This window comes from Comamonas aquatica NBRC 14918, assembly GCF_000739875.1.
In the GTDB taxonomy this organism is placed as follows: Bacteria; Pseudomonadota; Gammaproteobacteria; order Burkholderiales; family Burkholderiaceae_C; genus Comamonas; species Comamonas aquatica.
In genome coordinates this window covers 73,749-92,309 of record NZ_BBJR01000038.1, presented here as the reverse complement: position 1 = coordinate 92,309, position 18,561 = coordinate 73,749, and the positions used below count along the sequence as shown (strand labels likewise).

Here is an 18,561-nt window from a genome sequence, read left to right as displayed (position 1 = left end):
TGCGGGCGCGCGCCCGTCAGCCGGCGTGTGGCGCGGCCCCGCCCCGCGCGCCCTGTCCCCATTTTTTGCGGACCTGCATCCCCGGTGCCTGTGCACGGATGCCGGCCTGGCCTGAGACCCACCATGAGCTCCAATACCCCTCCCTCGTTCCTGAGCCGCATCGCCATCGCGATCGGCAGCTTCTTCGCCATCCTGGGCAATGGCCGCCTGGCCGCCGATGTGACCCGCCTGCGCGCCGGTGAGGCCCTGGCCGCCGACGTCGCGCCGCGCGAAATCCGTGTCGAGGTGCCCGTCGAGAAGATCGTCGAGGTCCGCGTGGAAGTGCCCGTGGAAACCATCGTCGAAAAGACGGTCGAGCTGCGCGTCGAGGTACCCACCGACACCGCCGCCCTGCAACTGCTGGGCCTGCTGCAGCGCGAGGCGCGCTTCGTGGACTTCATCCAGGAAGACGTGCCCCCCTACACCGACGCCGAGATTGGCGCCGCCGCCCGCGTGGTGCACGCCGGCTGCCGCAAGGTGCTGGGTGAGCACTTCACGATCGCCCCCGTGCGCCCCGAGGCCGAGGGCGCGCGCATCACCTTGCCCGCCGGGTTTGACGCCGCCGCCGTGCGCCTGACCGGCCATGTCGTCGGCCAGGCGCCCTTCACCGGCACCCTGGGCCACCGCGGCTGGCAGGTGACGCAGGTGCAGCTGCCTCAGCTGACCGACCCCCAGGCCGCCAAGGTGCTGGCCCAGGCCGAGGTGGAGCTGTAAACCATGAACATGCTGGCTTCCATCGCCGCCGCCGGGGCGGTACCACCCGCGGCCGCGCCTGCAAATACCGTAGCACCCAGCGAAGACACCACCAGCGCTGCAGGCCAAAATGGCTTGAAAACTGCGGGCGCGCGCTACAGCATCGGCATTGACCTGGGCACCACGCACTGCGCGCTGTCCTATGTGGACAAGGCCGCCAGCGACGGCGAACAGGTGGTGCAGGGCGTGCTGGACATTCCCCAGCTCACCGCGCCCGCCAGCGTGGCGGGCCAGCCGCTGCTGCCCTCCTTCCTGTACCTGCCGCACGAGAGCGAACTGACCGTGGCCGAGCGCACGCTGCCCGGCCAGGCGCCACACGCAGCCGACAGCGCCTTCATCACCGGCGAATTCGCCCGCAGCCGCGGCGCGGCCACGCCCATCCGCCTGGTGTCCAGCGCCAAAAGCTGGCTGTGCCACCCCGGTGTGGACCGCCGCGCGGCCATCCTGCCGGCCGATGCCCCGGCTGAAGTCGCGCGCATCTCGCCGCTGACCGCCTCCACACGCTATCTGGAACACCTGCGCTGGGCCTGGGAGCAGGCCCACCCCGAGGCCCCGTTCGCCCAGCAAGACATCACCGTCACCATCCCCGCCTCGTTCGACCCCGCCGCGCGCGAGCTGACGGCCGAGGCCTGCAAGGCCGCCGGCTTCCACAATCTGACGCTGCTGGAAGAGCCCCAGGCCGCGCTGTACAGCTGGATCCAGGCCAGCGGCGGCCAGTGGCGCAAGCAGGTGCGCCACGGCGACATCATCCTGGTGGTGGACGTGGGCGGTGGCACCACCGACCTGTCCCTGATCGCCGTGCTGGAGCGCGACGGCAACCTGGCGCTGCAGCGCATTGCCGTGGGCGAGCACATCCTGCTGGGTGGCGACAACATGGACCTGGCCCTGGCCTATGGCGTGGCGCGCAAGCTGGCGCAAGAGGGCAAGCCGCTGGACGCCTGGCAGACCCGCGCCCTGGCCCACGGCTGCCGTGCCGCCAAAGAGCAATTGCTGGCCGATGCCCACCTGCAGGCTGTGCCCGTGGTCGTGCCCAGCCGGGGCAGCAAGCTGATCGGCGGCAGCATCCGCACCGAAGTTACGCGCGACGAAGTGCTGGCCCTGCTGGTCGAAGGCTTCTTCCCCAAAGTCCAGGTCAGCGACAAGCCCCAGATCCGCGCCCGCGCCGCGCTCACGCAGCTGGGCCTGCCCTATGCGCAGGACGCCGCCGTCACGCGCCACTTGGCCGCCTTCCTGACGCGCCAGGTCCACGCCCTGGCCGAGATCGACGGCCTGAACGGTGACCAGGTGGACGGCTCCACCTTCCTGCACCCCACGGCCATCCTGTTCAACGGCGGCGTGCTCAAGGCCCCGCAGATCGAGCAGCGCATCCTGGAAGTCATCAACGGCTGGCTGGACGACGAGGCCTGCGAGCCCGCGCGCCTGCTGGATGGCGCCAACCTGGACCTGGCCGTCGCCCGGGGAGCGGCCTACTACGGCCACATCACCACCACCGGCCGCGGCGTGCGCATCCGTGGCGGCACGGCCCAGTCGTACTACGTGGGCGTGGAGTCCAACATGCCCGCCATCCCCGGCATGGAGCCGCCCATTTCCGCCCTGTGCCTGGCCCCGTTTGGCATGGAAGAGGGCACCGAGGCCGCGCTGAGCGACCTGGAGCTGGGCCTGGTCGTGGGCGAACCCGTGCGCCTGCGCTTCTTCGGCTCCAGCGTGCGCCGCAGTGACGCCGTGGGCACCATGCTGGACTTCTGGGGCCCCGAGGAGCTGGTCGAGCTGCAGGAGATCGAACTGCACCTGCCCGCCGCCGGCCGCGCGGCTGGCGAGGTCGTCCCCGTCACCCTGGCGGCGCGCGTCACCGACATTGGCACCCTGGAGCTGAATGCCGTGCCGGTGGGCGGCACGGAGCGCTGGAAGGTGGAATTCGATGTGCGTGCGGAGACTGCGTCTGACGAGGGGTAAGCGGCCTCCTCGCTCCAGCTTGTGAAAAGAGCTTTTCAAAGCCTGCTGGCCTGGTGGTCAGCAGGCTTTTTGTTTGGTGGGTGTTTTTTTAGTGTTTTTTGGCTCTAGCGCTTTTGGGGATTGCGCATGTAGCTATGTTTTTGTTGTGTGTTTGCTTGCAGAGGCCGCTTATCGCGCGGCGGCGACCCGATTTCTTTTGTCTTGCCAAAAGAAACCGGGGAAAGAAAAGGCGCGCCTTGCAGGCGGCTGTCCGGCGGAACTCACTGCGCTCCTGCGTCGCTGCGTTCAAACAGCCGCCGGAAATATGAGGAACATCCACGAGATGGGGCGCGCGACGCTTGCGCGCGCGGGTGGCGCTGTGCGTTGGGCAAAGAGGATGGTCCGTTTGAACGGCACGACAACTTCATTGCTTCTGGACCTGCAAATTTTCTATAGTCCGAGGCGAGCTGGACATGCATCTGGTATGCCGTCGATAACCCCAATTAGATAACTGAGGAGAAAGCGCATGGCGCGTCGATTTACAAAGGCGGAGAGCACGGGCATAGGAGTTTTTGCACTGATTGCGCTTCCTATTGCTGGTATCGCAAAGATTTTCGAAGCCGTGGGCTGGATCATTCCCGTCGTTGTGCTTGCCGGAGCGGTGGCATTCTTCTTTTGGTTTCAGCACGACAAGAAGCAAAAGCGTCTGCTCTATCTGCGAGGGAAGTACGCGAACGAAGAGGTGGTGCAAAAAATATTTCAAGGATATTTTTGGCAAGGGCAAAGTGAGGCGCAGCTGCTTGATGCCCTTGGCCCACCAGTTGCTGTGGATCACAAGCTTCTTAAAACTAAGACGCGCGATGTGTGGAAATACCGCCATCAGGGTGGCAACCGGTTTGGTCTTCGAATCACGGTGGAAGACGGCTACGTTACTGGTTGGGATCAAAAAAATTAACTGCTCATAAAGTGTCGGCATGGGGGCTGCCAATACGTGGCGCTAGCAGGGTTCCTTTCTTTTGCTTCCTTTTCTTGGGAAAGCAAGGAAAGGAAGTCGCCTGCCGCGCGACAAGCGGCCAGCAAAACCTCAAACAACAATCAGAGCCAAATCAGCCTTTAGCGCTTATCCAGCAAGCGCCACCTGCTCACATTGCTGAAAAAAACTTTCTACCCCCACGCACAGAGCAAGCAGGCACAGGGTCTCGCCACCTACCCCTTCTGCCCGTGCCGAGGCGCGCAGAGCGCAGGGTGGGCCGATGCGCCGTAGGACGCATCGGCTTCGTGACCTGACTGGCCGCAGCTGTTTGAACGGAGCGGCATAGCCGCGCAGTGAGTTCTGCGGCCCTACCCTGGGATCGAGCACAGAGGCTGCCCGCTTGGGTTTTGCGTAGCAAAGCCCAAAGGGGCACGGGTAGAGGTGTGCACTTCTTTTGCTTACTTTTCTTGTGCAAGCAAGAAAAGTAAGTCGCCTGCCGCGCGACAAGCGGCCAGCAAAATCTCAAACAACAATCAGCATCAAATCAGCCTCTAGCGCTGATGTAGCAAGCGCCACCTGCTCACATGGTTGAAAAGAACTTTCCACCCCCACACACAGCGCATGCAGGCACGGGGTTCCGCCTCTCACCCCTTCGACCTGTGCCGAGGCGCCGCAGGAGCGCAGTGAGTTCTGCGGCCCCACCCTGGGACCGAGCACCGCAGGTTGCCCGGAGCGCAGCGCAGGGTCACGGGCAGCAGGGCGCGCTTCTTTTGCTTACTTTGCTTGCACGAGCAAGAAAAGGAAGTCGCCTGCCGCGCGACAAGCGGCCGGCAAAAGCCAAAACAGCAACCAGCACCAAATCAGCCTCTAGCGCTTATCCAGCAAGCGCTACATGCTCCTCTTTTCAAGCCACCCCCAAAACCCTGCTCGCCAACAGGGCGCCCACCTCACAACTGGCCGAATGCTGGGCATGCATCGGTATGATATTGATAAATCCTTATCAATAAACCGTGAAAAACTTCTCTGCTTCTGCGCCCAGTGCGCTGGCTGGCGCTGGCCGGCTGCAATCCATCGATGCGCTGCGTGGCCTGGTCATGCTGTTCATGCTGCTGGACCATGTCCGCGAAACCTTTTACCTGCACCTGCAGGTGCCCGACCCGATGGTGGTGGCCGACACGCCGCCGGGCCTGTTTGTCCCGCGCATGCTGGCGCACCTGTGCGCGCCGGTGTTTGTGTTCCTGACGGGGCTGAGTGCCTACCTGTACGCCAGCCGCCATGCCGATGCCGGGCAGGCGCGGGCGGCGGCCTCGGGTTTTCTGTGGCGGCGCGGCCTGTTCCTGGTGCTGCTGGAAGTGACGGTGATCAACTTCGCCTGGACCTTCCAGTTTCCGCCGGCCAAGGTGTTCCTGCAGGTGATCTGGGCGATCGGTCTGTCCATGCTGGCGCTGTCGATGCTGGTGTGGCTGCCGCGCCGGGCCTTGCTGGTGCTGGGCGTGGTGCTGGTGGCGGGGCACAACCTGCTGGACGGCCTGCATTTCCCCGCCGGCCATCTGCTGCATGCGCCCTGGGCCATCCTGCATGACCGGGGCTGGCTGGAGCTGGCCGGGGTGCAGCTGCGCACCTCCTACCCGGTGCTGCCCTGGGTGGGCGTGATCGCCCTGGGCTATGGCATCGGCCCCTGGTTTGGCCAGGCCTGCGATGCAGCGCGGCGCCGGCAGTTGCTGCTGGTGGCGGGGGTGGCCAGCCTGCTGGGCTTTGCGCTGCTGCGCACGCTGAATGTCTATGGCGATGCGCCCTGGCAGGCGGGGGCGACCACGCTGCACACGGTCATGGCCTGGTTCAACGTGACCAAGTACCCGCCGTCGCTGCTGTTCCTGCTGCTGACGCTGGGCGTGGGCCTGCTGCTGCTGCGCGGGTTCGAGGCGCGGGCCGGTGCCCGCTGGCTGGCGCCGCTGGCCACGCTGGGGGCGGCGCCCATGTTCTTCTATGTGCTGCACCTGTATGTGCTGAAGTGCATGTACCTGGCGGCGGTGGCGGCCTGGGGCACCAACCAGGGCCAGTTGTTCGGGCTGGACCGCCTGCTGTGGCTGTGGGTGATCTCGGCCCTGCTGGCCGTGGCCCTGTACCCGGCCGTGCGCTGGTTTGCCGCGCTCAAGCAGCGCCGGCGCGACCTGACCTGGCTCAAGTACCTGTAGGCCACCGTCGGAGGGGCCACGGCGGCACAATACCGCTTCCTTGAGAAGCCGCCCCCGCCGCCATGAACTCCTCCATGCAACGATCCACCAAGCAGCGCACCGCCATCCAGCAGGCCATGACGCAGGCCGACCGGCCGCTGGCGCCGCAGGAGGTGCTGGAGCTGGCGCAGGCCACGCTGCCGGGCCTGGGGATTGCCACGGTGTACCGCGCGCTCAAGGCCATGGCCGAGGAGGGCCTGCTGCGCGAGGTGCACCTGCCCGGGCGCAGCCCCATGTACGAGGTGGCCCACCACGGCCACCACCACCACTTCCAGTGCCGCGTCTGTGCGCGCGTGTTCGACGTGCATGCCTGCCCCGGCGATCTGGCCAGCCTGGCGCCCCCGGGCTTCGAGGTGGACAGCCACGAAATCACGCTCTACGGCCGCTGCAGCGACTGCGCGGCGCAGCCGGCCTGAGGGGGCACACCGCGTGACGATGTCCCCTGCCAGCGCGGCCTTTGTCGTCGGGATCGACCTGGGCACCAGCCACACCGTGGTCGCCAGCGTGCCCGTGCGCGGCACGGCGGCCGACATCGCCCTGTTGAACCTCCCGCAGCGCAGCGCGGCGGGCGAGGTCGTGGCCCAGCCCCTGCTGCCCTCGGTGCGCTACCAAGCCACCCCGGGTGAGCTGGGCGAGGCCTGGCAGCAGCCCTGGCCGCCGCAGGGTGCCTCGGCCGCCGCACCGGCCGTCATCGGTCGCTGGGCGCGCGAGCTGGGCGCGGCCGTGCCCGGGCGGCTGGTGGCCAGCGCCAAAAGCTGGCTGTCGCACACCGGGGTGGACCGCACGGCGCCCATCCTGCCCTGGGGCGCGGGCGACGAGGTGGTCAAGGTCTCGCCACTGGCGGCCTCGGCCTCGTACCTGGCCCATGTGCGCGCCGCCTGGGACCAGGCCCACCCGCAGGCCCCGCTGGCGCAGCAAAGCGTGGTGCTGACGGTGCCCGCCTCGTTCGACGAGGGCGCGCGCGCGCTGACGCTGGAGGCCGCGCAGCTGGCCGGCCTGCCGCAGGTGCAGCTGCTCGAAGAACCCAAGGCCGCCTTCCACGACTGGCTGCTGCTGCAGGGCCCGCAACTGGCCGCACAGCTGGCCGACAGCCGCCTGGTGCTGGTGGTGGACGTGGGCGGCGGCACCACCGACCTGACCCTGATCCGGGTCGAGCCTGCGGCCGACGGCGGCCTGCCCCTGCTCACGCGCACGGCCGTGGGCGAGCACCTGATGCTGGGCGGCGACAACATGGACCTGGCCCTGGCCCACCAGCTGGAGGCCGCGTTGGCCGGCGCCGGCCAGCGCCTGCCCGCGCAGCGCTTTGCCCAGCTGGTGCAGCGCTGCCGCGTGGCCAAGGAACAGCTGCTGGCCGCCGGGGCGCCCGAACAGGTGCGCATCACCCTGCTGGGCGGCGGCAGCCAGCTGCTGGCCCAGGCGCAGTCCGCCACGCTCACGCGCGCCCAGGTGCAGCAGTGGGTGGTGGAAGGCTTTCTGCCACCCGCGCCGATCGATGCGGTGCCCGCCCGGCGCCAGGGCGCGCTGCGCGGCTTTGGCCTGCCGTACCCGGCCGATGCCGCCATCAGCCGCCACCTGGCGCAGTTCCTGCGCCAGCACGCCGACGGCGCGCTGCCCGACACCGTGCTGCTCAACGGCGGTGTGTTCCACGCCCATGCGCTGGTGCAGCGGCTGACGCAGTTGCTGGACGGCTGGCGCGGCCGCCCGGTGCGCGTGCTGCACAACCCGCACCCCGACTGGGCCGTGGCGCGCGGCGCAGCGGCCTATGGGCTGGGCCTGCAAGCGCTACCGCCAGCGCAGGCATCTGTATCCAATCAGCCTCTGGCGCATAGCCAGCGCGCGCCTGTAGCTATCAAAACCATGCCGCGCATCGGCGGTGGCTCGGCGCGCAGCTACTGGCTGCTGCTGCCGGGGGCGCCCGGCGCTGCCCCGCAGGCCCTGTGCCTGCTGCCCAAGGGCACGGAAGAGGGCGTGCGCCTGGTGCTGTCGGGGCGGCGCTTTGCGCTCAAGCTGGGCCAGGCCGTGCGCTTCAACCTGCTGGCGCACAGCCACAGCCAGCCCGTGGCGCAGGCCGGGCAGATCACCGCAGTGACCGGCGACGGCTGGGTGGAGCTGCCGCCCATCGCCACCGTGCTGCCCGCCCCTGAAGGCCGGGCCCAGGCCCAGGTGGAAGTACAGTTGCAAGCCCGCATGACCGAGGTTGGCACGCTGGAGGTGCGCTGCCTGCGCGTGCAGGACGGCGTGGCCGACGCGGCCCAGTCCTGGCTGCTGCCCTTCAACACCCGCGGGGCGGTGGCACCATCGGAAACCATAGCGGTCAGCGCAGATACAGCCAGCGCAGAAGGCCAAAAAGGCTTGAAACCCCTGGCCACGCAGCTGCCGGCCGCCGTGGCCCTGATCGACCGCATCTTTGGCACCCAGGCCCAGGACGTGAGCGCCAAGGACGTGCGCCAGCTGCGCCCGGCCCTGGAAAAGCTGCTGGGCCCGCGCGACAGCTGGGAGCTGGGTCTGCTGCGCGCCCTGTTCGACGCCCTGCTGGCGCGCGCCAAGCGCCGCCGCCGCACGGCCGACCATGAGCGCGTGTGGCTGAACCTGGCCGGCTGGTGCCTGCGCCCCGGCGTCGGTGCCGAGCTGGACGCCTGGCGCATCAGCCAGGTCTGGGCCTTGTACGCCGCCGGCCTGGGCCACGCCAGGGACCCGGCCAACTGGACGGAGTGGTGGGTGTTCTGGCGCCGCGTGGCCGCGGGCCTGGACGAAGCCCAGCAGATGCAGGTGCTGGAGGCCGTGGCCGCCGCCATGCAAAAGACGGTGCAGCAGGCGACGCAGCGCAACGGCGGCAAGAGCAGCCACGGCAGCTACGACGACATGCTGCGCCTGCTGGCAGCCATGGAGGCCGTGCCCTGGCAGTACCGCCAGGAGATGGGCCAGTGGATGCTGCAGCGCCTGCAGCGCCCGGATGCCTCGCCCCAGACCTGGTGGGCCATCGGCCGCCTGGCGGCGCGGCAATCCCTGGCGGCGAATGCCCATCTGGTGATGCCGCCCGAGGCCGCGCAGGAGTTCCTGGACGCCACGCTGGCCCAGGACTGGCGCAAGCACGAAACGGCGATGTTTGCCGCGGTGCAAATGGCCCGCATGACCGGCGACCGCGCGCGCGATTTGCCCGATGCCGTGCGCGCCCAGGTGCTGGACAAGATGCGCGCCGCCGGAGCGCCCGCGCGCTGGCTGGCGCTGGTGGACAGCGTGGTGACCATGGATGCCGAAGACCAGCGGCGCAGCCTGGGCGACAGCCTGCCGCCGGGGCTGGTGCTGCTGTGAGGGCCTGTGTGGCCGGCCTGCCGCGGTGCCTAGAATCCACAGATCACCACTGACACAACACGGGAGACACCATGGGATTGCTGGACGGCATGCTGGGCAACGCATCGAAGATCGATGCGCACAAGATCCAGGCGGAATTCGCGCAGATCCTGGCACCGGGCGAACGGGTCGAGCACGCCTACCAGCTGATCCGCGACTACTTCGTCTTCACCGACAAGCGCCTGGTGCTGGTCGACAAGCAGGGCATCACCGGCAGCAAGGTCGAATACCACTCGCTGCCGTACAAAAGCATCACCCATTTCAGCATTGAGACCGCCGGCACCTTCGACCTGGATGCCGAGCTGAAGATCTGGGTGTCCGGCACGGCGGCGCCGTTCCAGAAGCAGTTCAACAAGAAGCTGAGCATCTACGAAGTCCAGGCCGTGCTGGCCAGCTACGTGCTGAAGTGAGGCAGCCCGGGCATGCCGTGGGCTGACGGCAGGCTGGCCCCCGGGGCTTGCCAGGGGGCACCACCGGCGCTGCCGTCTCTATGCTGCGGGGCAGGGCGCGGCCTCCCCGGCACAGGGGGCGCCGCGCCGACCGGTCGCGCGCGCCCGCACCCCTGCAGCGCGCGGCCGGCTTGCCCGCCACAAGCCGCAAGTCCCCCTGCTGTTTGCATTCATGGACGAACTTGGTACTGCGATGTCTTTGCCCACTTTTCTTTCCCGCCGCCAGGCCGTGATGGCCACCACCACCGCGCTGCTGTCGCTGTCCGGCACCGCCGCCCTGGCCCAGGCCAGCTGGCCCACCAAACCCATCACCTTCGTGGTACCCCAGGCCCCCGGCGGGGCCAATGACGTGATTGCCCGGGCCGTGGCGCAGGGCCTGGGCACCAGCCTGGGCGAGCCCGTGGTGGTGGAAAACCGCCCCGGTGCCAACGGCAACCTGGGCACCGGCCAGGTGGCGCGCAGCGCGGCCGACGGCTACACCTTTCTGGTGACGGCGCAGAGCGCTTACACCATCAATCCGGCGCTCTACAGCAAGCTACCGTTCGATCCGATCAAGGACTTCACGCCGGTGATGCAGCTGGCCGTGGCGCCGTACCTGCTGGTGGTCAACCCGAACTTCCCGGCCAAGAGCCTGGACGAGCTGGTGGCCTATGCCAAGGCCCACCCGGGCAAGGTGGAATACGCCTCGGCCGGCAACGGCACGCTGAACCACCTGCTGGGCGAGATGCTGAAGAAGCAAAAAGGCCTGAATCTGTTGCATGTGCCCTACAAGGGCGCCTCGGCCGCCGCCACCGATGTGGTGGCCGGCCAGCTGCCCATGACCTTTGGCAGCTTTCCGGGCGTGATGCCCTTCGTCACCAGCGGCAAGCTGCGCGTGCTGGGCGTGGCGGCGGACCAGCCCACCTCGCTGGCGTCCGACATTCCCGTGCTGGGCAAGGGCCTGGCGGTGACCAGCTGGTACGGGCTGTTCGCCCCGGCCGGCACGCCGCAGCCGATCGTGGACAAGCTGTACCAGGCCGTCCAGGCGGTGCTGGCCAAGCCCGAGATGGCGGAGCGCTTCAAGACCCTGGGCGCCGAGCGCGTGGACTCCAACCCGCAGAGCTTCAAGGCCATGCTGCCGGGCGAGCTGGCGCACTGGAAGCAGGTGGTCCAGGACTCGGGCGCGCACATTGATTGAAGTGATTGAAGCGCCGCCGCCAGCGGCGCGCTGAGCGGCGACCATCGCGGTTTTTCCTCGCCGGCCGCTGTGCGTCCGGCCGACTGCGCCTTGCCGTGATGCCGTCCTCTGCTGCCCCTGCCTGCCCCCGCTCCCGCCCGCTCCTCGACCTCCTGGCCCTGGCCGTCATCGCCGTGGGCCTGGCCTCGCGCCGGGGCTATCTGCCCTTGCCCGCCGTGTGGGGCAACTACCCCGGCGATGCGCTCTGGGCCTGGGTGGTGCTGCTGTGCGTGGCCTGGGTGCGGCCCGCCATCGCGCCCGGGCGGCTGGTGGTGGTGTCGCTGGCCATCGCCTTCGCGGTCGAGTTGCTGCAGCTCTACCAGGCACCCTGGATGCAGGCGCTGCGTGCCCACCCGCTGGCCTATCTGGTGCTGGGCAATGGCTTTGATCCGCTGGACCTGCTGGCCTATGTTATCGGTATTGCCGGTGCTGCGGTGGTGGATGGGCTGTGGTGGCGAACGCTCCATCGCACACCAGGAGTGAATGGTGGGTGATACCGGTGAGGGGCGCCACCGGCGCGCGTGGGTGCTGTGCGCGCTGCTGGGGATCACGGGGCTGTCCGGCGCGCAGGCGGCCGCATCGGCCTCGCAACTGCGTTGCGGCTGGTGGCAGAACCCGACCCCGGGGAATGCCTGGCTGCACGACCGCCATGGTCGCTGGACCGTGGGCAGCCAGGGCGGCGCCCAGGCCGAGGGCGACTGGCCCAGCTTCACCGAGGCGCAATGGGTGCGCACCCATGGTTACTACGGCCATGGCTGCGCCTGTGTGCGCGTGGTGGCCGATGCGCGCACCCAGCGGGTGACGCACATCCTCTCGGCCACGGCGAAACCGCTGGCCGCCTGCCGCCAGGACCGCCACCTGCGGGAGCCATCGCGGCCCGAGTGACGCGGCAGTGCCACCGTGCGCAGGAGGCACGGGTGGACCGCACTGCCAGGCAGCCACAGGCCGGCACCAATACCTCTAGGACCGCGTGCGCAGGCGGTGCCGCCCGTCATCGGCGGCCTGGGGCATGGCGGTGCCAAGGTGGCCGTCGCAGTCCCGGGCCAGTTCATGGATGGCCATGTGAACACGGAATGTTGGTGGTGAAAAATGCCTTAGGCGCTTGTAGGTTATGCGCTGATTGCTATTTTTTGCGGAGTACTTGTCCGCGGGTGCAGATTGCTGAACAGCGTGCGGTAGGACAGGCGTGGCCGACCGCCACCGCGCGGGCGCATCTGCACCGGCACGGCTCCCACACCCCGCGGGGGCATGCGCACCACGGTGGCAGGGCAGTGCGGCAGCGGACACACAGGGCTTCCCTGGGGCGCCCCGCGGATGGCCCTGGTGCCCGCTCGGTGCGTGACAGGCCCTGCGGGCCGCAGCGGTTATCGTAGAGCCCTATCACGGTGCGCAGTCTGCGCCAGGGAGACGGGGGAGGCTCTGCCAAGAAACCATCGCGCGGGCGATGGCCGGCGGTGCTCTGCCGGGCCTGGGCACGCAGGCGTGCGCACGGGCCTGCGGGCCGTTTGTATCCACCGCCTTCGAAGGAGTTTCATGCCCACCCCCAACCTATTCAAGCGCGCCTTGCAGGCGGGCCAGCCGCAGATCGGCCTGTGGTCCACCTTGCCGTCGCCCTATGTCAGCGAGCTGCTGGCGGGCAGCGGTTTCGACTGGCTGCTGCTGGACACCGAGCACACGCCCACCGATGTGCCGCAGATGGTGCAGCAGCTGCAGGCCGTGGGCGCGGCCCAGGCGCGCACCGGCTGCACGCCCACGCAGGCCGTGGTGCGCCCGGCCTGGAACGACAAGGTGATGATCAAGCGCTACCTGGACATCGGCGCGCAGACGCTGTTGCTGCCCTTTGTGCAGAACGCCGACGAGGCCCGGGCCGCGGTGCAGGCCGTGCGCTACGCCCCCGATGGCGTGCGCGGCATGGGCGGCAGCATGCGCGCCTCCAACTTCGGGCGCGATGCCGAGTACGTGCGCCGCGCGCACGAGGAAATCTGCCTGCTGGTGCAGGTGGAAACGCGCGAGGCCCTGGTCAACCTGGAGGAGATCGCCCAGGTCGACGGCGTGGACGGCGTCTTCATCGGCCCGGCGGACCTGTCGGCCAGCCTGGGCTATGCCGGGCATTCCACGCACCCGGACATGACCTTCATCATCGACGACGCGCTGCAGCGTATCCGTGGCTGCGGCAAAGCGCCAGGCATCCTGGTGACCCAGCCCGAGCGCGTGCAGACCTGCCTGCACCAGGGCGCGCTGTTCGTGGCCGTGGGCATGGACATGCTGCTGCTGCGCCAAGGGGCGGATGCGCTGGCCCAGCGCTTCAAGCCCGGCCACATCCACACGGGCGCCAGTGTTTCCATGTATTGAGGCGCTGGGCCGGCTTCCTACAATGGGCCGCGCGGTTTTGCCCCGTGGCGCAACATGGAAAACAGAAGCAGGCCGCGCTCTGATTGTTTGGCTTTGCGGTATGTTTGTGCTTCTGATCCTTGATTGGCCAGCGCAAGCAGCTATCAAAACCTTGGCGGCCTGCGCACGGTGCGGGGGCCGACTTTTCTTCTCCCAGGCTGAGTACCCACCATGTCCCCTGCTTACCCCGACACCCAGTTGCTGATTGATGGCCAGTGGCAAGACGCTGCTGGCGGCAAGAAGATTCCCGTGCACAACCCGGCCACGGGCGCCGTCATCGGCCATGTGGCCCATGCCAGCAAGGCCGATCTGGACCGCGCGCTGGCCGCCGCGGCCAAGGGCTTTGCGATCTGGAAGCACACCAGCGCCCACGACCGCCAGGCCGCGATGCGCCGTGCGGCGGCGCTGCTCAAGGAGCGCGCCGACACCATCGCCGCGCTGCTGACGCAGGAGCAGGGCAAGCCCCTGGCCGAAGCCAAGGGCGAGGTGCTGGCCGGTGTGGGCATCATCGAATGGTTTGCCGACGAGGCCCTGCGCCTGTACGGCCGCATCGTGCCCGCGCGCCGGGGCGATGTGCAGCAGCTGGTGATCAAGGAGCCCGTGGGCCCCGTGGCGGCCTTCACGCCCTGGAACTTCCCGGTCAACCAGATCGTGCGCAAGATCAGCGCCGCGCTGGCCACGGGCTGCTCCTTCCTGTGCAAGGCGCCCGAGGAAACCCCGGCCTCGCCGGCCGCGCTGTTCCAGTGCTTTGTGGATGCGGGCGTGCCCGCCGGCGTGATCGGCCTGGTGTATGGCGATCCGCACGAAATCTCCAGCTACCTGATTCCCCACCCCGTGATCCGCAAGATCACCTTCACCGGCTCCACCCCCGTGGGCAAGCAGCTGGCGGCCCTGGCCGGCGCGCACATGAAGCGCTGCACCATGGAGCTGGGCGGCCACGCCCCCGTGATCGTGGCCGAGGACGCGGACGTGGAGCTGGCCGTGAAATCCGCCGGTGCCGCCAAGCTGCGCAACGCCGGCCAGGTCTGCATCTCGCCCACGCGCTTTTTGGTGCACCAGAGCCTGCAACAGCAATTCACCGAGCAGGTCGTGGCGTACTTTGCATCTATCAAGGTGGGCAACGGCCTGGAGGCCGACAGCAAGATGGGCCCCCTGGCCAACCCGCGCCGCGTGACCGCCATGCAGTCGCTGGTGGCGAACGCCCAGGACAAGGGTGCCAAGCTGCTGATGGGCGGCCAGACGCTGGGCGATGCGGGCAACTTCTACGCCCCCACCATCCTGGCCGACGTGCCGCTGGATGCCGAGGTGTTCAACAACGAACCCTTCGGCCCCATGATCGCCATGCGCAGCTTCGATAAGCTGGAAGAGGCGATTGCCGAGGCCAACCGCCTGCCCTATGGCCTGGCAGCCTATGCCTTCACCGCCTCGCTGAAGAACGCGCACCTGCTGAGCCAGCACGTCGAGTCCGGCATGCTGTGGATCAACCAGCCGGCCGTAGCCTCGGCCGAAATGCCGTTTGGTGGCGTGAAGGATTCGGGCTATGGCTCCGAGGGCGGCACCGAGGCGCTGGAGGCCTACCTGATCCCCAAGGCCGTTTCGATCGCCATGGTCTGAGCCGCGCTGCGCACCCGTTCCCAGGCCTCCCCCGGGCGGCCTTTTCCTTTTCTTTGCGCCTGCGCCGCGTGCGCGGTCACCGTGCGGTCCAGGCTGCGGCGCTGCGCGTTGAAAAGAACTTTTCAGTGCGCGCCAACCGACCAGCGCGACCGCGTGGGCACACAGCCCGGTGCTGGGCAGTCCTACACGCCGGGCGCAGCAACTGGTGCAAGATGGGGGCATGGCCGGGCACTGCCCGGCTGCAAAGGCTTTTTCCCATCACAACATGGAGGATGCGATGACCACGTTGACCCCTGGTGAATCCCAACCCGGCTTTACCGAACTGTTTGCCCAGTTGGGCCTGCCCAACGATGAAGCCAGCATCCAGCAGTTCATCCGCCAGCACCACCCCCTGGCCGATGACCTGCTGCTGCACGATGCGCCGTTCTGGAGTCCCCAGCAGGCGCAGATGCTCAAGGAGAAGATCCGCTGCGATGACGACTGGGCCATCGTGGTGGACCAGCTGAGCCTGGCCCTGCGCAAGGCGCCGGAGCTGCACAAGTAGGCAGCCTGCGCCCGCACCACCTCCAGGGCCGCGTTGCGGCCCTGGGTTTTTGGCGGTGTCATTCGGGTGTCGTGGTGATGGGCGGGTGCAGCGCTATGTTTGGGTTTAGGTGCCTCAACAAAGATGGTCGCCCCGTCCGGCGGTGCGACCGCGTGCGTGCCGTGGGACCAGGTCAAGGCCCGGTCAGGCCAGCCACTGCGTGAACAGCAGGCCCGCGCCCAGCAGCCAGGCAAACAGCAGGGCCGCCAGCAGCAGCGGCTTGACCCCCGCGGCCCGCACGGCCTGCACATGGGTGGTCAGGCCCAGGGCGGCCATGGCCACGGCCAGCAGCAGGTTGTCCAGCTGCACCCCCCATTCCACCAGCGGCCGGGGCAGCACACCCAGCGAGTGGATGCCGGCCACCACCACAAAGCCCAGCGCAAACCAGGGCAGGCGGATGCCGCCCAGGCCCGTGGCCTGCGCCGTGCCGTCCTGGCGGTCCTCCCGGGCCTGCCACAGCGCCAGCAGCAGCAGGAAGGGCGCCAGCATCATCACCCGCACCATCTTGGCGATCACGGCGGTGCTGGTGGCCTCGGGGCTGATGGCCGCGCCCGCGGCCACCACCTGGGCCACCTCGTGCACGGTGGCGCCCACGTACAGGCCGTAGCGCTGCGCGTCCATGGCAATCCAGCCGTGGTCGGCGTTCCACTGGTACAGCGCCGGGTACAGGAACATGCCCACGGTGCCGAACACCACCACGGTGGCGATGGCCACGGCCACATCCTGGGCGCGGCCCTTGGCGACCGGGGCCGTGGCCAGCACGGCCGCCGCGCCGCAGATGGAGCTGCCCGCACCGATCAGCAGGCTGGTGCGCCGGTCCAGGCCCAGCAGGCGTTGGCCCAGCAGGCAGGCCAGGCCAAAGGTGCTGGCCAGCACCAGGGCATCCAGCGCAATGCCGCTCCAGCCGACCTGGGCGATGTCCTGGAAGGTCAGGCGCAGGCCGTACAGCACGATGCCGGCGCGCAGCAACTGCTGTTTGGCCAGGCCCACGCCGGGGCCACTGGCGGTGGCCAGGCGCGGGTAGACGGTGTTGCCCAGCAGCAGGCCCAGCACGATGGCCAGGGTGAGGGCGCTGAGCCCGTGCGCGGCCGCCCAGGGCTGGGCCGCCAGCCCCAGGGCCAGCAGGGCGATGGCGGTGCTCAGCAGCAGGCCGGGGGCGGTGCCGCGCAGCCACTGCAGGGGGGTATCGAGGGAAAAGGTAGAAGGTAGCGTGTTCATGACCGGGCTGGCGCAGGGGACAGTGGCGCCGAGCTGGGGATCACTTTAGATAGTTTGGTTATATTTGTATAACGAATAGTTTTTCTTGAATCTACCTGTCAAACAGGTTGAAGAAGGGATGCCCCCGCATGTTGCACCTGACCTTGCGCCAACTCGACATCTTCAGCGCCGTGGCCCGCCACGGCTCGACGGTGGCCGCCGCGGAGGCCGTGGGCCTGTCGCAGTCGGCGACCAGCGCTGCGCTGCAGCAGCTGGAGACCGGGCTGGGCGTGCAGCTGTTCGAGCGCGTGGGGCGGCACCTGGTGCTCAACGATGCCGGGCGTGCCCTGCTGCCGCAGGCGCAGTCGCTGCTGGAGCAGGCGCGCGGCATTGAGCAGGCGTTTGGCCCGCACGGCCCGGGCCTGCCGGTGCGCCTGCGCGTGGCGGCCAGCACCACGGTGGGCAGTTATGTGCTGCCCAGCGTGCTGGCGGCGCTGGCGCGCAGCCACCCGCACATCAGCGTGGATGTGCGCATCGGCAACACGCGCGAGGTGGCGCAGGCCGTGGAGGCGCTGGAGGTGGACGTGGGCCTGATCGAGGGCAGCAGCCACTGGGCGGGCCTGGCGGTGCAGCGCTGGATGCAGGACGAACTGGTGATCGTGGCGGCGCCGCAGGACCCGCTGTGCCAGGCCGCGCGCGACAAGCCCCTGGGCGTGGCCGTGCTGCGCCAGGCGCGCTGGCTGCTGCGCGAAGAGGGCTCGGGCACGCGCGAAATGGTCGAGCACGCGCTGCTGCCGCGCCTGCAGCAGCTGCCGGCGGCGGCGGTGCTGGGCAGCTCGGAGGCGATTGCCCGCTGCGTGGCCCAGGGCCTGGGCATCAGTTGCCTGCCGCGGGTGCTGGTGCAGGCCATGCTGGACGATGGCAGCCTGGTGGTGCTGCCCACGGCCTTGCCGCGCATGGAGCGGCATTTCTCCATCGTGCAGCGCGCGGGCAAGCATGCCTCGCCCGCGCTACAGGCCTTCACCCAGGCCTGCGCCGCGCATGCGCGGGCGCTGCAGCCCTGACGGCCCATCTTTCAAAAGCGCAGCGGCTGGCGCTGGAATGCATTGGCTCTCAAGGTGATTTCATTCTGAAAACACCGCCCAATCTGCGCTTCCAGCTCTCTTTTTTTTACTTCAACGGAATCGGTGTGCTGCGCGGCACGGGCACAGCAGTGACGCTGTTTTGCGGCGAGCCTTCGATCACGCGGTCCGAGTAGGTCATGTAGACCAGGGTGTTGCGCGTGCTGTCCACCATGCGCACCACGCGCAGGCGCTTGAACAGCAGCGAGGTGCGCTCGGTGAACACCTCTTCCTGCTGGCGCAGCGGTGCCGGGATGCTGATGGTGCCCGTGGCATGGCAGCTGATGGAGGCTTCCGAGCGGTCCTCGGCCAAGCCCAGGCCGCCCTTGATGCCGCCGGTCTTGGCCCGCGACACGTAGCAGGTCACGCCCGGCACCTTGGGGTCGTCGTAGGCGTCGACCACGATCTTGTGGTCCGGGCCCAGCAGCTTGAACACCGTGTCCACGGAGCCGATGGTTTGCGCCTCGGCCAGCGCCTGCCCGCAGCCCAGCAGCAGGGCGCAGGCCATCCAGAGTCGTTGAGTTTTCGGTTGCATGGCTGCAAGCATACGGGCTGCGGGCCTGCAGGGGGGGCGCCGGCATGCACGACCTGCCAGGGGTGTCTTGTATACAAGCGGCCGCATGCGGAGCGCTGGCGCGCGACAATGCCGTCCCTTTGGCATGCGCGTGCCCCCGTTCCTGGGGCCGGCAGCGCGTGGCCTGCCGTCTG

General features: G+C 68.5%; 16 protein-coding genes. 14 read left to right on the top strand and 2 right to left on the bottom strand.

From position 1 onward, the window contains the following. The first annotated feature begins 123 nt into the window (after positions 1 to 123). From CA2_RS07705 to CA2_RS07645, 13 genes are all read left to right on the top strand, one after another. Complete coding sequence (locus CA2_RS07705; RefSeq protein ID WP_042414837.1) at positions 124 to 753, top strand: DUF2760 domain-containing protein; 630 nt, start codon at positions 124 to 126, stop codon at positions 751 to 753. Positions 754 to 756: 3 nt separating this feature from the next. Next, a complete protein-coding gene (locus CA2_RS07700; protein ID WP_081888907.1) occupies positions 757 to 2,745 on the top strand; it encodes an Hsp70 family protein in 1,989 nt (662 codons plus the stop codon). 505 nt (positions 2,746 to 3,250) lie between these two features. Beyond that, a complete protein-coding gene (locus CA2_RS07695) occupies positions 3,251 to 3,679 on the top strand; it encodes a hypothetical protein (RefSeq protein WP_052369868.1) in 429 nt (142 codons plus the stop codon). Between the two features lie 1,028 nt (positions 3,680 to 4,707). Then, the gene (locus CA2_RS07690) at positions 4,708 to 5,892 is read left to right on the top strand and encodes an acetyltransferase domain-containing protein (protein WP_081888906.1); all 1,185 of its coding nucleotides are present in this window, start codon (positions 4,708 to 4,710) and stop codon (positions 5,890 to 5,892) included. 74 nt (positions 5,893 to 5,966) lie between these two features. Beyond that, positions 5,967 to 6,347 carry a Fur family transcriptional regulator gene (locus CA2_RS07685; protein WP_042414945.1) on the top strand — a complete coding sequence of 127 codons (381 nt, stop codon included), beginning with the start codon at positions 5,967 to 5,969 and terminating at the stop codon, positions 6,345 to 6,347. Between the two features lie 19 nt (positions 6,348 to 6,366). Further along, a complete protein-coding gene (locus CA2_RS07680; RefSeq protein WP_081888905.1) occupies positions 6,367 to 9,243 on the top strand; it encodes an Hsp70 family protein in 2,877 nt (958 codons plus the stop codon). 71 nt (positions 9,244 to 9,314) lie between these two features. Beyond that, the gene (locus CA2_RS07675; RefSeq protein ID WP_042414832.1) at positions 9,315 to 9,692 is read left to right on the top strand and encodes a PH domain-containing protein; all 378 of its coding nucleotides are present in this window, start codon (positions 9,315 to 9,317) and stop codon (positions 9,690 to 9,692) included. Positions 9,693 to 9,963: 271 nt separating this feature from the next. Then, complete coding sequence (locus CA2_RS07670) at positions 9,964 to 10,908, top strand: Bug family tripartite tricarboxylate transporter substrate binding protein (RefSeq protein ID WP_439708930.1); 945 nt, start codon at positions 9,964 to 9,966, stop codon at positions 10,906 to 10,908. Between the two features lie 98 nt (positions 10,909 to 11,006). After that, positions 11,007 to 11,441, top strand: a complete 435-nt coding sequence (locus tag CA2_RS07665) for a ribosomal maturation YjgA family protein (RefSeq protein WP_042414827.1) — start codon at positions 11,007 to 11,009, stop codon at positions 11,439 to 11,441. Then, the gene (locus CA2_RS07660) at positions 11,434 to 11,832 is read left to right on the top strand and encodes a DUF4087 domain-containing protein (protein WP_245620906.1); all 399 of its coding nucleotides are present in this window, start codon (positions 11,434 to 11,436) and stop codon (positions 11,830 to 11,832) included. Before CA2_RS07665 ends, CA2_RS07660 begins: the two co-directional genes overlap by 8 nt. 648 nt (positions 11,833 to 12,480) lie before the next feature. Beyond that, the gene (locus CA2_RS07655; protein ID WP_042414824.1) at positions 12,481 to 13,299 is read left to right on the top strand and encodes an aldolase/citrate lyase family protein; all 819 of its coding nucleotides are present in this window, start codon (positions 12,481 to 12,483) and stop codon (positions 13,297 to 13,299) included. 210 nt (positions 13,300 to 13,509) lie between these two features. Further along, a complete protein-coding gene (locus CA2_RS07650) occupies positions 13,510 to 14,952 on the top strand; it encodes an NAD-dependent succinate-semialdehyde dehydrogenase (protein ID WP_042414821.1) in 1,443 nt (480 codons plus the stop codon). 277 nt (positions 14,953 to 15,229) lie between these two features. After that, positions 15,230 to 15,496 carry a DUF2789 family protein gene (locus CA2_RS07645; protein WP_042414942.1) on the top strand — a complete coding sequence of 89 codons (267 nt, stop codon included), beginning with the start codon at positions 15,230 to 15,232 and terminating at the stop codon, positions 15,494 to 15,496. 183 nt (positions 15,497 to 15,679) lie between these two features. Here CA2_RS07645 and CA2_RS07640 read toward each other — a convergent pair whose 3' ends face one another. After that, positions 15,680 to 16,753 (bottom strand): YeiH family putative sulfate export transporter, encoded by a 1,074-nt coding sequence (locus CA2_RS07640; RefSeq protein ID WP_042414816.1) that lies wholly within the window; start codon positions 16,751 to 16,753, stop codon positions 15,680 to 15,682. A gap of 128 nt (positions 16,754 to 16,881) precedes the next feature. Between CA2_RS07640 and CA2_RS07635 the strand changes: the two genes are divergently transcribed. Further along, positions 16,882 to 17,796 carry a LysR family transcriptional regulator gene (locus tag CA2_RS07635; protein WP_042414814.1) on the top strand — a complete coding sequence of 305 codons (915 nt, stop codon included), beginning with the start codon at positions 16,882 to 16,884 and terminating at the stop codon, positions 17,794 to 17,796. A 106-nt stretch (positions 17,797 to 17,902) separates the two neighbouring features. Here the strand turns inward: CA2_RS07635 and CA2_RS07630 are convergent, their stop codons facing one another. Continuing rightward, positions 17,903 to 18,361: a CreA family protein gene (locus CA2_RS07630; protein ID WP_042414811.1), complete on the bottom strand. Its 459-nt coding sequence runs from the start codon at positions 18,359 to 18,361 to the stop codon at positions 17,903 to 17,905. Positions 18,362 to 18,561: the final 200 nt, after the last annotated feature.